The following is a 12,936-nucleotide window of genomic DNA, read 5'->3' as shown; positions in this document are numbered from 1 at the left end:
AAATAGAATGTTATGGATTTCCTATATAGATTATTCCCCTACAAATCCTTATTTCAAGCTGATGGAAACACCTTGACTGCTTGGTGGGTACTGCTAATTATTTCCATATTCTTAGGGTTTGTGATATATCTAATTTACATCACAAAACACTTGAGCAATAACTTAAAGAAGATTACGGAAAGCTTCTCTGAGGAATCCATTCTTTCCAACAAACTCTTTGCTTCAGTGTGGAATGATTATAGTCATTCTTTTATCGAAATAGAAGAGGGCAAGAGAACAGACGAATATTCGTACGAATACTTTAATGAGTCTAATATCTTGTCAAAAAGCACCAATTTAAAATTAATCAATTCGATCCCGAACATTCTCGTTGGGCTTGGCATATTAGGTACTTTCATTGGCTTAACCTATGGTATTTCGAATTTTCAGACGGAATCTACCGAGCAGATAAAGGAAAGTATTGAGACTCTTTTAGCTGGTATGGGAACAGCTTTCATTACTTCTCTCTATGGAATGTTACTGTCACTCATATTCACCGTTGTTGAGAAGATACAAGTAAACTCCCTTCATAATTCTCTTCATAGGTTTTGTTACAGGCTAGATAGAAGCTACAGGATCACAAAGGAGGAGGAAAGGATACTTGAACTGCGAAGACAAGAAACAGTGCTGTCTGATTACTTCATCTTTACAGATGAACATAATAATAAGGTTAAGCCTGCAAACCTTTTTAGAGACCTATATGAGGAGTCAAGGAAACAGTCTGAAGCACTTCAGTCTTTCTCAACAGATCTAGCTAATTTAATTGAGGCAGGTTTTGAGAAAATTTTGAATGATCCCGATCAAGGGGTAACTCATGAACTTAGATGCCTGAAGTCAGAGATAGAGAATTTAGGGAACAAACTTCAGGACCCAACTACAGAGATGACCCAGAATATAGTTAAGAATCTGGAAGCTTCGATGTCTAAGATGATGGAGGAGTTTAGTTCCGCGGTGAGTGGCTCAACAAAATCAGATCTTGAGCATCTATCAAGTATGTTGAGTCAAGCGGGTAGCTCACTAACAGATTTGCCTGGCAAGTTGCAAGAAATGACGGAAAATTTAGGTGAAAATTTCAGGGGACTACAAGATGTTGTTGAGAAAATCACAACTCAAACACTTTCTCAGTCAGAAAATGTGACAGACAGAATGAGAGGCCAAGTTGATGAAATGAGTGAAATTATAAAAGAAAGGATGGGAGAGCTGCAGGTAGGGCAGGAGGTTCTGATGGGCAGACAGTCAGAAAATCTGCATATATCCGACAGGCTATTAAGTTCCTTCAATAATAGTATTGAGAAAATGAATGGATTATCGGCTGAGGTTACCAATTCCATAAGTAAGTTTAGTAAAGTTCAAGTTGAATTGAACTCCGTTTCTGGACAGCTAAGGCATATTTCTGACAATGTCGTTACTTCTACAAATACCTTCAAGAATGCCCAAAATGAGTTCTCGCAGCATTCAAACGATTTTATAAGAAAGAATTCAGAAACAATACAAGAAATTCAAAAATCACTTACTAAGGCCAAAGAAGTCTCTGCGGATTATGCTGATAAATTTTCTGTGATAGAGAATGGTTTACAGAACATTTTTGAACAAATAGAAGAGGGAATCAATAATTATAGGGATACAGTAGGAGGAAGCTTAGAAACATTTTTGTCTAAGTATTCTGAGGCTCTTACAAATACTGCTTCCTCCCTTGAAGGAGCATCTACTAAGCAGGAGGAAATTCTAGAAGAATTAACAGAACAGCTTAGTAAGCTTCAAATGAACAGAGTTAAAGTATGAAAAGACACCAACTATATACTGAGGAGCCGCAAAATCCCTTTGCATTATCTGTTGGGGATTTGATGGCTTCTTTGCTCTTGATCTTTATCCTTTTGTTGTCGTCTACCCTTCTTCGCCTTCAGGATGAATTTGAAAACAAGTCTCAAATAGCGGAGCGTTATACCGCTATAAAAGCAGATATCTATAACGAATTAATGAGCGAATTCGAGAGGGATTTGCAGAAATGGAATGCTGAAATTGACCCAAAAGACCTTTCATTCAGATTTAAAGAACCAGATGTTTTATTCGAGACAAATGAGTATGAAATACGTGACAAGTTCAAAGTAATATTAGACGACTTCTTTCCAAGATACATTCAGGTTCTGTCGAAACAGAAATTCAGAGAGAACATAGAAGAAATAAGAATAGAGGGTCATACCGATAATCGCGGAGGTTACTATTACAATATGGAATTATCTCAAAATAGAACAAGAAGTGTTTTAAACTATGTGCTGGAAGAAACCATGATTGAAGTAGGGGAGAAAGATTGGGTTAAATCTAATCTAACAGCTAATGGATTGTCATTTAGTAAACCAATCGCTGATAATCAGACAGAAGAAGGAAGAAATCTGAACAGAAGAGTTGAATTTAAAATTAGAACTAACGCTGAAAAGCAGATAGATGAGATTCTTAAATTTAACGTCAAAGATTAATGCCCACCGCTAAAGAGCTCCTATCATTTAATTTCAATCCTTCTGCTTTGTGTGGAGAGGCCGGAAGTATTATTCCTGTACACATTAATAAAATTGTTGAAGTAAGAGTAGACAAGCTGAAATCTATCACTGAAAGATTAGGAGAAAGTATATTTCCTAAAATTAATACTTCAACTATAAAAGAGGTTTCGAAAAAGTTTAAACGGTTACACAACAATAGAAGTCAACTCACAAGTAACTTCAATAGAAGGGAGCTCAGAACATTATCTCATGCTTTAAGCTATAGGGAGGATAAATTGGATGCTATCATCAATTTGCAGAAGGAGCTGGAGGTAGCGCTAGAACTTCTTGACAAAAATTGGCGAGATTCATACCTATTCGGACTTTTATACTGCTACTTAACAAGCTGGGAGTCGAAGAATAAAAGCTCCTTTGAGGCTTTAGCGGGTTTTATTTATTACAAGCTAAATGACTATGAAGGGAATAGAAAAGCGCTTACATCACTAAAATCTAATGTCAAGTATTTCGATAAACAGAGAGGAGACATTGACTTAGGCTATACACTAGCAGTATTGAAGGTTCCCATACTAAATGCTGCAACTTTTCTAGGTTTGCCAGAAAGTTGGTTCTCTTGTTCCTTCTTTACTAAAGTAATCTTAAGCTACTTCGAAAAGAACAGATCTAATCTTGATACAGTTATTGATGAGCTTTTCCGTGCTATGGAGCAACATAGCAATAACACAAAAGGAACTAAAGCAAACAAGCTTATAACTAGTAATATAATTGTACTCTGTAATGAAGTTCATTACGAACATTTACAAGATAAAGTAAAAGATTTCGCATTTAGGCTTGTTGGTGATCCAGGAGTCGCTTCTAACTGGGCTCCTTATCAAAATGCGCTGGATACTGAAAAGGAAATTTTGAAAGAGGGTAGAAACATATTGAATGAGTGGGTTACAAAGCAGTTCATTAATGTGTTTTTTGATAAATGTATCAATGACATAAGGAGAAAAAGATTCTGGTTGCAGTATGCGAAGAAGATAAACTCCTTCAAAGTATATGGTCCTAAACATGTAAGAGATTTACTTAAATCGGATGAAAGGATCGCTGAATATGTACATGCAAGATTCCAAACTGTCTCAAGTAACAGAAATACCTCAGCATTCCTGTTTATGCTAGGGGATTATAAAATGATAGAGTTTAGTGATCCTGGCTATGCTTTTTATGCTTATAAGAGATCAAACACTTACGCTCCGTCTTTTGATAGTAAAGCTTATCAATCTGTTGACTTATTTAGAAATGGTAGTATGCCAATGCTTGTTTACAGGACTGGTTATGAGATGAATCATTTTTCTGATGAGGGAAGATTAAGTCACAATGATGGTGACTTGATGTGGGAGACTGTGTTTAATGAATGGATTAGGAGAAAGGTAGGAGTACATGTTTAGTTATTCTCAAGATGAAGCTTTCTCGTTTTTCGTTCTTAATGAAAAAGGTGAGAAGTTGCCTACCATCACTTGGCAGGAGAGGCAGTCTGATTATCTCGCACAGTTTTCTATTTTAAATGAATTAGTAGACAATGGGTTCGCTATTAAAATAAACCAAACCGTTCAAGTTGAGGCTTCTCAAATTCTCCAACTAACTACAATAGAAAAACAGCTTTTAGGTTTGCCAGATGCTTATCCTTATGAAATATATATACAATCGGCGGGACAGCTAAATCAAAAAACATTTTATTTCAAATATGGATTCTATGATTTTGCTCCCAATGGAAATCGCTTTGATACGAAAAGGAAAGGTGCAATAGTTGATGTTGAAGGTATAGAATATCTGTTATCTGCTAATCAATACTTAATATGTAACTCATTAGATATTTTCAATAGCCTTCCAGAAAGTGATAGATCTTTTCAATACAATTTAAAATCCTTTGCTGATATCAAAGCTTTATCTGATGATACAGCCGTTTTGCTGGATAGTTACCTAAGTAGTCAAAGCGTACATTTCCCTGACAAAATAAAAATTGATCTTAATTTTGAAAATGGCATATTAGAAGTTGTGCCTGCAATTGACATAGCCAATAAAGAAGGTTTTGTCAAGGCAGTAGATATGTTTGGCACGGCAAAATATATTTATAATATTTCCGATGCCAACAGGAATACTACTAGAGTAGTAATTGAAGAGCAGCAAAGACAAGAGCTTCAAAAAATAAAGACTAAAAGGCGTATTAGTTCTAAAGAAGAAATTGAGGAAATCATTGAACATCCTGAATACTTTTTTGACGATGAGCTTGTAGATCTTTCAGTATTCTATGGAGAAAGGGTAAAGGAGATAGGTGTTTATAGGCCCAAATTTTACCCTTTTGTATGTCCTTACAAATCTGAATGGATTCCAGGTATAGTTGTTAAGGATAAAATAGATGGAGAAAAGAAAATTACCTTTAAAACGCCGGTTGAGTTAGCAGAATTTGAGACAGAAGTTTTCGAAGCTCGAAATATTGGTAAAGAATCATTTGAGTGGAAGGGAAATGCAATACCACTTCAGGAAGCAGAAAGATTCGTTCGTGTTGCAAAGGAGCAGTTTAAAAATCCTAAAGAACCCTATCAAAATGATGATCCGTTAAATCCAGGGGGGAACTCCCCAAATGGGCGGGTACTTATCATCAAAGAAAATGCAGAGTTTCTGGAGTATGCTGAAAACAGTTCTCATCTTGAAGAGATAGATCATAGGTTTTATGGAGTACATAATTTGATTACTTCTATTCACCTAAAGGATCATCAAAAAGAGGGGGTTGCATGGCTTCAATCTTTATATAAAGAGAATTATAGAGGATGCTTACTAGCCGATGATATGGGGCTCGGTAAGACAATCCAATTATTGTATTTTATTGAGTGGCATTCACAGAACTATCATCATTCAAAACCATATCTTGTAGTAGCACCAGTTTCCTTATTGGAAAATTGGGAAAACGAGTATTCTAAGTTCTTTTCTCCTCGAAATTTGCATATTAATTTACTTTATGGCCAGACTAGCCTAAGTAAAAGATTTAAAAAAGAGGATATAGATAGTTTGCAGAAAAAGCAAATTATATTTACCAATTATGAAACTCTGAGGACCTATCAACTCAATATATGTGCTGTTGATTATTCATTAGTTGTGCTGGATGAAGCACAGAAAATTAAGACTCCTGGTACGCTAATTACTAATGTTAGTAAAGCATTAAAAGCCGATTTTAAAATCGCTATGACTGGTACTCCGGTTGAAAATACATTGCTTGACCTGTGGTGCATTATGGATTTTTCTGTTCCAGGTCTTTTAGGTAATGCAAAAGACTTCTCTAAGCAGTATCAGAATCCATTAAAACAGCCTGGAGTAGATGTCAATGAGCTTGGGGAGAAGCTCAGAAATGAAATAGGCTTCTTTATCAAGAGAAGACTTAAGCGAGATGTTGCAAAGGAGTTACCTGAGAAAAAAACAGTTATCATAACGAAGGAGATGCCTCTAGAGCAGCTGCAGCGATATAAGGCCGAGCTCGAGTTAGCTCAAAATGCAGATTTGGAGGGAGTGGAAAGAAGAAATCAAATCCTAAAGTCTCTGTGGGCAATACGGGATATTTCCGATCATCCTTATCTAATTAATTCTCAAACGCAGGCGTATTCTTCTAAAGAGTTAACTTCGGCATCGGCTAAACTCCAAATTCTGTCAGATATTTTAACAGATGTAAAATCTAAAGGTGAAAAGGTAATAGTCTTTGCAGACAGAAAAGAGACGCAAAAGATGCTGCAAAAAGTTGTCTTCGAAGTTTTTGAAGTTTTAGCAAGTATTATAAATGGAGATACTCCATCCACAAAGCGGGGAGAGAAAAACGTCAAACTGAGTAGGCAACAAACTATTGACCGTTTTCAAGCAGGTAATGGTTTTAACGTAATCATAATGTCTCAATTAGCCGCAGGTGTTGGGCTTAATGTTACCCAAGCAAATCATGTTGTTCATTATACAAGACATTGGAACCCTGCTAAAGAGGAGCAAGCTACTGATAGAGCATATAGAATAGGACAGCAAAAGGATGTTTATGTATACTATCCTATGGCTGTTTTTCCTAATGATATGGTGAGCGAAGATGGAAAGAAGCAGGAGTCATTTGATGAAATATTAAATACTCTTCTTAATAGAAAAAAAGCGTTGGCTACAAGCACATTATTTCCAACTGATCAAGCAGAGCTAAGACCTGATGAAATTTTTGGAGATGTCTTTGGTGTGAGGGGAGAAAAAGATTTGGTGCCTTTAACAATTGAACAAGTAGATAAGCTTAACCCTAACTTGTTTGAAGCATTTATCGCAGCTCTATATGCTAAACAAGGATATGATGTCTTTCTTACTCCTTATGCGAATGACAAAGGTGCAGATGTAGTTGCCTTAAAAAGAGGTGAGAGTGTCTTAATACAGGCTAAGCAGTCAAAATCATCAGTAGGAAACAGCGCTGTCCAAGAGGTCTTTACAGCAAAGAAATATTATGAAGAAAGATTCGGAGAAAATTTAATTCCTTTAGTATTTACTAATAGTGACTTTGGCCAATCAGCAGAAATATTGTCTTTATCTTCTAAGGTGATTTTAAAAAGAAGGTCTGATCTTATACAGATGATAAAGGATTCCAAAGTCAGTATTCAAGATCTAAATGTACTTGAGTTCCAAAGAATCAAAAGAATTTAACTATTGATACAATATTAGACATATCCATAACACATCTGCAACGTCCCTTGCAGAAGTGTTATGGCTAAAAGTGAAAGTATTTTTTGATAATAAACTAATATCTTTTAGCTCTGAAGGAAACAGGGGAGAGGATTTGGCTATCAAGTAGGTTAACTTCTATCAGAAATACGTTTAAGCTCAAACCTTATTAAACATAACATGTGTTATAGGTGAAACAGCCTCAATTGTTCGGGTTTGTCAGCAGGGTATGAGTACACTCTCAAGAATCGAACGGAACTATAGCAAAACGTGTCAAGAAAGGTCAGCAAGTATCTTTTTGACTCCTTCTAGTTACCTGTATACTTATTATAGGAATGTTTTTATAGGATTATTGCCCCTCTGCTTACTATAGCTTGTACCACGGACTTAGGAGAGGCGGCTCTGAATCATTCTAGCACCGCACGCTGGTCTTACCAGAACTTTGGGAGGCATACCACTCCACTGCCACCGAGGACACACAGCATATGGATTTGCGTGCTCCTCCGGGCTTTGCTATTCAAAAGGCTTCAACGCGGCGGGGCCTTGTAAACCATGCGAAGCGCCCGGATGGCGTTTCTTGCCCTGGTCTTCACGGTGCCGAGCGGAATGCCCAGCTCCCGGGCCGCCTCCGCCTGTGTACAGCCACCGAAGTAAAGCAGTTCCACCACGATCCTGTGCTCAGGACTTAGACACCTAGCCAGCCCGCCCACGTCCACGTGCTCTGGCTTGAGGGAATGACATACATTGCGAGGGTCGTGTTTCGCCGCTTTGACGCCGCTGCTGCAAAGGCTCCACCGGTAATGGGGCGCCCGTGCGGCGTCTATGGCCTTGTTGCGGGCAATGCGCAGCAGCCAAGTGAACAGACTGCCCTTCGCAGCGTCGTAGCCGTTGATGGAGGCCCATACCTTCAGGAAACACTCCTGCAGGACGTCCTCGGCCGTCTGGTCGCACCTGATGATGCGGCGGATCGCCCCGTGAAGGTTTGCAGCGTAGTGGTCGTAGAGTAGCGAGAGGGCAGCCTCGTCTCCCGACTGCAGCCGTTCCACCAGTTGCCGTTCTAAAAGTGTCTTTGTTGGGTGCAAAGCCATACTAGGCTGGTATTAGATTAAGTAACACATAGGAAATGGGCTATACGGAGAGAAGCGGAAGACGTTCATTTAGCGGCAGTTATGCACGGCCAGAAGCGTACATGGCTCGAACTTCCCATCTTGTTAAAACAGAAAGAGGGGTGCAGCATGCTTCCCTCTTTCTGTTTTACTGCAAGCCTGATTCCTGTAGCTACTTCAGTTTGCCTCTTGTTAGCATATTGGCATCCGTTCAAATTTGCAGAGGTTGCTGCAACAGCGTATTGCCCAAATCCCCAAGTGCGGCAACAGGCAACAGCTATCTTATGTTACAACTATGATTACACTGTATAATAATTGACTATAAAGCATAGTTGATCAAACCATTAGCTGCTCCACATCGTAAATCATTCCATATCCGCATCCAACATCCCGTCACGGCCTAGCCACACCCTTTCAACATTTTATCAGCTCCTTTCATCGCTGTTAATCCGCCACTGACATATACCTGTCCATGGGATAGGTATGCCTCCTTTTGCTACGCAATCGCCGCTGGAGGAGGCTTCCGTTAGATTAATATTTTGTTTTATTTATATCAGGAGGTTTATTATGTCGAAAACTACTAATCAGGATGAAAACAAACCGAGACCTGAAAAGGAGCTGAACAGCTCCCGCAGGTCTTTCTTACAGTATAGCGGGGCTGCGATCGCCACCTCAGCCATACTGCTTTCCGGCTGCGAAATGCTGGAGGATTACATACCGCCTAAAAACCCAAAACCTGGGGACCCGGCTCCCAATACCGTCAATTTGGGCAGCGGTGACATCGGCATCCTTAACTATGCCTATGCCCTTGAGCAGCTGGAGGCGGCCTTCTATACTAAAGTGGCGCTGACTGGCTTCTTCAGGGGAGCCAACTACGAGGACGTACGGGTGCTCAACGACGTGCTGCAGCATGAAATCGCGCACCGCGATTTTTTCAAGGCCGCACTTGGAAGCAATGCCATTCCGGACCTCCGTTTTGATTTTAGCATGGTAGATTTTGGAGACAAGTCCAGCGTGCTGTCTACAGCCCAAACTTTCGAGGACCTTGGGGTTGCCGCCTACAATGGCGCGGGCAGCCTAATTAAGAACAAGGACTTTCTGCTAGTTGCCGGAAAAATTGTATCTGTGGAGGCCCGCCATGCGGAGGCCATCCAGGACCTGATAAACCCGGGTGGGGCTTTTGTAGACTTCATTGATGACGGCCTTGACCGTGCCTTTACACCAACTATGGTGCTTCAGGCGGCCTCACCGTTTATCGTGACCAAAATCAATGCTAGTAACTTACCAAAATCTTAACAGGAGGACGACCATGGACTTAATTAAACTATTTGATTCATTCAATACAGATACAAAGACAGAAGAGGAAATCGACACCTACATGTCCAGGAAAGAGGCCTTCCGTAAAATGGGCGGCCTGGCAAAAAAAGTAGCCCTTTCCTCACTGCCGCTGGCAGCTTTCACGGCTATGCCTAAAATGGCTTTTGCCCAAAGCAACGATGTAATGGCTGTGCTTAAGTTTGCCCTTACGCTGGAAAGGCTGGAGTACCAGTACTACCTCATGGGGGTACGCTCAGGCGTGGTGGCGGCTTCGGACATGGACGTGTTCACGGCCATTCGGGAGCACGAGCGAATTCATGTGGAGCTGCTGGAGTCTACCATAAACTCGCTCGGGGGAAACCTGGCTGGTGTGCCGAGCAACTTTGACTTCACGGCGAAAGGTGCTTTTCCAAGCCCCTTCACCAACTACAAGCTCTTCCTTGCCGTGTCTCAGGCCTTTGAGGATACAGGCGTCAGCGCCTACAAGGGACAGGCAGCGAACCTAATGGACAATGATGCACTGCTAACCGTGGCGCTGAAAATACATTCAGTGGAAGCACGGCATGCCTCCCAGGTAAGAAGGCTGCGCAACGAGAAGGGCTGGATCACTGAGGATGACGGCATCGAAGGATTCGGAAGCACTTTCATGCAGGCAACAAGGCCGATATACGCTAACGAGGACAACACCACCCATGTGGGAGTCGAAGTTACCCGCGTAACGAAGGCACCAGCCAACGCTGTGAAGGAGGCTTGGGATGAGCCGCTCACAAAGGAGCAGGTGACCAGCATCGTGGCCCCGTTCATCGTTTCCTAATCAGGAACAGAACGAACATACACTCGGTATAAAGTATAGCCTAATAGTTTTAAAGCTGTTTGGCTATACGTTGCTAATGCTAAACTTAAAATGAGCCTCGGCCCCTGACCACTTATATTGGTCAGGGGCCGAGGCTTTTTATAGCCGCCTTTTAGCAATTCCTTCGTGTGAAAAAGGGTAAATGATACTTATTACTAAGTATGATTCAGCTATAAAAGCAAAAAAGGGCAGAAGAACCATACAAGGCTCTTCTACCCTTCTAATTAGATCTGACAATGCATCCGCTCAACAAAGAGCAGTATGCTTAGTCTTTCATAAACTTGATGTTGTCTATCGCTCCTGAACCAGCTGGCATGCCGTTATTGGTTCCGTCCAGTGTAACCTCCAGTCGCATAACGCCGGAAGTATTTCCCAGATCAACCACCTGAACCGAGTTGTTGCCCATGTTCATCAGCTTCTTCTCCAGCAGCATACGGTTGTTTGCGCCGTAGAGCCTCACGTAAGACATGTTCTCGTATTTGTCAATGTCCAGCGCCGTCAGCTCATGCAGCGTGACTGTCCCCATCGAGGAGAAGTCCAGTGTCATAGTGCCCCCATACTGGTTGTCGTTGGGCGTGCTGTTCATGTCCTGGTTGATGATGAGTACCTTGCTTAGGTCGTAGCCCTGCGGGTGGTGTATGCCGGTAAACAGGTCCGTGTCATCGCCGGTGGGTGTGTGCGTGTTAAAGATCATAGCGTGGTTCCCATTAGCGTAGGTGCCGTTGCTCTGCCTGCGCATGGCGTTCACCATGATAGGGCCGGTGCCATTGGAGCTCTTCACCTCGGTCAGAAAGCCTGTCTTGTACATCTCGAAGTTTATAATATCCCAATTTTTAGAGTCGCCATCAGAGGGCTTTGGGAAGAAGTCTTTTATGTCTTCGTCATCACAGCCAACAAAAAGGAACGTGCTGAGTGCAAGCGCTGCCACGCTTAAGTATTTGTTCTTCATAACTTTTTTGTTTTAGTAATACATTAGATGTTATATACGACAGCGCGATACTTAAAGGTTGACAGTCAGGCAGTAATAGATGAATTTTAAACAAATATTCCGTGCTTGCAGGCGACGGTGGATTTTATAATGTTAAAGTTATTGCGAGAACGTGCTTGCAGGCATGCAAAAGCCGCTCTGTTTTGTACAAAGCGGCCTTGTGCAGTAGCTAGGGAGAGAGCCCGCTCCCTAGCTGGATGATTTTATGCTGCCTTACTCGTTGAAGGCATCCCGAAGCTCCATGGCGGCAAACTTCTGCGCCGCCACGGCCTGCTCCAACAGTGCGTCCATGCCGAAGAACTCGTGAGTCACTCCCTCGTACACCCTGCGCTCCACGGGAACCCCAGCGTCCATCATCCGCTCGGCCAGCACGCCTCCCTCATGGCGCAGCGGGTCAATCTCGGCGTTGATAATGGTGGTGGCCGGCAGGCCGCTAAGGTCCGCCTCGATGAGCGAGATCAGCGGGCGGGTCTGGGTCTGCCAATCGGGCACATAGAGGTTGAAGAACCAGCGCATCAGCGCCTTGTTGAGAAACAGAGCATTCTCATATTGCTCATAAGTTGGCGACTCAACGTCCCCATCTGCTATTGGATAGATCGACACAATGTGGTCCGGCAGTTGCATACCGCGGTCCCTGGCCATGAGTGCCACGGCCACCGCCAGGTTGCCCCCGGCGCTCTCACCGGCTGTTGCTACCTTGCCCGGGTTTCCGTTGATCTGGGAAGCATGCTCGCGTGCCCACTTGTAGGCGGCGTAGGCATCCTCATGGGCGGCCGGGAACACGTGCTCCGGCGCCTGGCGGTAAGCCACGGACACCACGATGGCCCCTGATCGCTCCGCCAGCGCACTGGCCGACGGTTCGTAGGTGTCCAGGTCGGTAAGCACCCAGCCCCCGCCGTGGTAGTACACCACCACCGGGAAGGGACCCGTGCCGCTGCGCGGGGTGTAGGTGCGCACCAGCAGCCCCTGACCCGTGCCGTTGGGAATGGTCATGTGCTTCACCGACACCTTGGCTGGCTCGGGGCTGATGTCGTTCTCGCGCAGCAGGTCCACCAGCGCGTCATGGAAGGTGGGCTCCTCCCGCGCCTGGTCCGCCGTCAGCATGGGGTAGGGCACGATATCATAGCTCTGGAACTGCTCGATCACCGCCAGCATCTGCGGGTCGATGTCGGGCGCCCACTCCGGGTTTGGGCCGTTGGGCTGGATGTTTTCCGCCTTGCCGCCGTCTTTGTCGAAGATGTCCCCGATCACCTCGTCTTCGCAGCTGAGCAGGAAGGTGGAGAGGAAGAGCAGGGCGAAGAGTCTGGCCCCCTGTGCTGATAGCCTGCGCACAGTGCCGGCATGAAGCATAACGGCACTTACATGAGTCTGTTTGTTTTTCATAAGTAAAAATTGTAGTTAAAAAATATGCGTAAAGAACTCCTGCTTGGTTCC

General features: G+C 43.0%; 9 protein-coding genes. 6 read left to right on the top strand and 3 right to left on the bottom strand.

Annotated features, from left to right (window positions below; genetic code table 11):
- Positions 1 to 12: 12 nt before the first annotated feature.
- The 4 genes from A0W33_RS03730 to A0W33_RS03715 are packed head-to-tail and all read left to right on the top strand — an operon-like array spanning position 13 to position 7,220.
- A complete protein-coding gene (locus tag A0W33_RS03730) occupies positions 13 to 1,821 on the top strand; it encodes a MotA/TolQ/ExbB proton channel family protein (protein WP_068836926.1) in 1,809 nt (602 codons plus the stop codon).
- Positions 1,818 to 2,513 (top strand): OmpA family protein, encoded by a 696-nt coding sequence (locus A0W33_RS03725; protein WP_068836925.1) that lies wholly within the window; start codon positions 1,818 to 1,820, stop codon positions 2,511 to 2,513. The genes A0W33_RS03730 and A0W33_RS03725 overlap by 4 nt, the downstream gene beginning before the upstream one ends.
- A complete protein-coding gene (locus A0W33_RS03720) occupies positions 2,513 to 3,961 on the top strand; it encodes an EH signature domain-containing protein (RefSeq protein WP_068836924.1) in 1,449 nt (482 codons plus the stop codon). The genes A0W33_RS03725 and A0W33_RS03720 overlap by 1 nt, the downstream gene beginning before the upstream one ends.
- The gene (locus A0W33_RS03715) at positions 3,954 to 7,220 is read left to right on the top strand and encodes an SNF2-related protein (RefSeq protein ID WP_068836923.1); all 3,267 of its coding nucleotides are present in this window, start codon (positions 3,954 to 3,956) and stop codon (positions 7,218 to 7,220) included. The genes A0W33_RS03720 and A0W33_RS03715 overlap by 8 nt, the downstream gene beginning before the upstream one ends.
- Before the next feature lie 545 nt (positions 7,221 to 7,765).
- Here A0W33_RS03715 and A0W33_RS03710 read toward each other — a convergent pair.
- Positions 7,766 to 8,326: an RNA polymerase sigma factor gene (locus tag A0W33_RS03710; RefSeq protein WP_068836922.1), complete on the bottom strand. Its 561-nt coding sequence runs from the start codon at positions 8,324 to 8,326 to the stop codon at positions 7,766 to 7,768.
- 585 nt (positions 8,327 to 8,911) lie between these two features.
- Here A0W33_RS03710 and A0W33_RS03705 point away from each other — a divergent pair.
- Positions 8,912 to 9,640 carry a ferritin-like domain-containing protein gene (locus A0W33_RS03705; RefSeq protein ID WP_068836921.1) on the top strand — a complete coding sequence of 243 codons (729 nt, stop codon included), beginning with the start codon at positions 8,912 to 8,914 and terminating at the stop codon, positions 9,638 to 9,640.
- 13 nt (positions 9,641 to 9,653) lie between these two features.
- Complete coding sequence (locus A0W33_RS03700) at positions 9,654 to 10,475, top strand: ferritin-like domain-containing protein (RefSeq protein WP_068836920.1); 822 nt, start codon at positions 9,654 to 9,656, stop codon at positions 10,473 to 10,475.
- Between the two features lie 304 nt (positions 10,476 to 10,779).
- Here A0W33_RS03700 and A0W33_RS03695 read toward each other — a convergent pair whose 3' ends face one another.
- Together A0W33_RS03695 and A0W33_RS03690 are read right to left on the bottom strand one after the other, a co-directional pair.
- Entirely contained in the window at positions 10,780 to 11,463 is a 684-nt protein-coding gene (locus A0W33_RS03695; RefSeq protein ID WP_068836919.1) for a hypothetical protein, read from the bottom strand.
- A 252-nt stretch (positions 11,464 to 11,715) separates the two neighbouring features.
- On the bottom strand, positions 11,716 to 12,885 hold the full coding sequence (locus tag A0W33_RS03690; RefSeq protein WP_068836918.1) for an alpha/beta hydrolase: 1,170 nt from the start codon (positions 12,883 to 12,885) through the stop codon (positions 11,716 to 11,718).
- Positions 12,886 to 12,936 lie beyond the last annotated feature (51 nt).

This window comes from Pontibacter akesuensis (assembly GCF_001611675.1).
Lineage (GTDB): Bacteria > Bacteroidota > Bacteroidia > Cytophagales > Hymenobacteraceae > Pontibacter > Pontibacter akesuensis.
The sequence above is the reverse complement of the archived record's forward strand: the minus strand, read 5'-3'. Positions and strand labels throughout refer to the sequence as shown.

Coding starts and splice junctions, on each gene's coding strand:
- A0W33_RS03700 (WP_068836920.1), top strand. CDS start 9,654: ATGGACTTAATTAAACTATTTGATTCATTCAATACAGATACAAAGACA.
- A0W33_RS03690 (WP_068836918.1), bottom strand. CDS start 12,885: ATGAAAAACAAACAGACTCATGTAAGTGCCGTTATGCTTCATGCCGGC.
- A0W33_RS03725 (WP_068836925.1), top strand. CDS start 1,818: ATGAAAAGACACCAACTATATACTGAGGAGCCGCAAAATCCCTTTGCA.
- A0W33_RS03715 (WP_068836923.1), top strand. CDS start 3,954: ATGTTTAGTTATTCTCAAGATGAAGCTTTCTCGTTTTTCGTTCTTAAT.
- A0W33_RS03710 (WP_068836922.1), bottom strand. CDS start 8,326: ATGGCTTTGCACCCAACAAAGACACTTTTAGAACGGCAACTGGTGGAA.
- A0W33_RS03705 (WP_068836921.1), top strand. CDS start 8,912: ATGTCGAAAACTACTAATCAGGATGAAAACAAACCGAGACCTGAAAAG.
- A0W33_RS03730 (WP_068836926.1), top strand. CDS start 13: ATGGATTTCCTATATAGATTATTCCCCTACAAATCCTTATTTCAAGCT.
- A0W33_RS03695 (WP_068836919.1), bottom strand. CDS start 11,463: ATGAAGAACAAATACTTAAGCGTGGCAGCGCTTGCACTCAGCACGTTC.
- A0W33_RS03720 (WP_068836924.1), top strand. CDS start 2,513: ATGCCCACCGCTAAAGAGCTCCTATCATTTAATTTCAATCCTTCTGCT.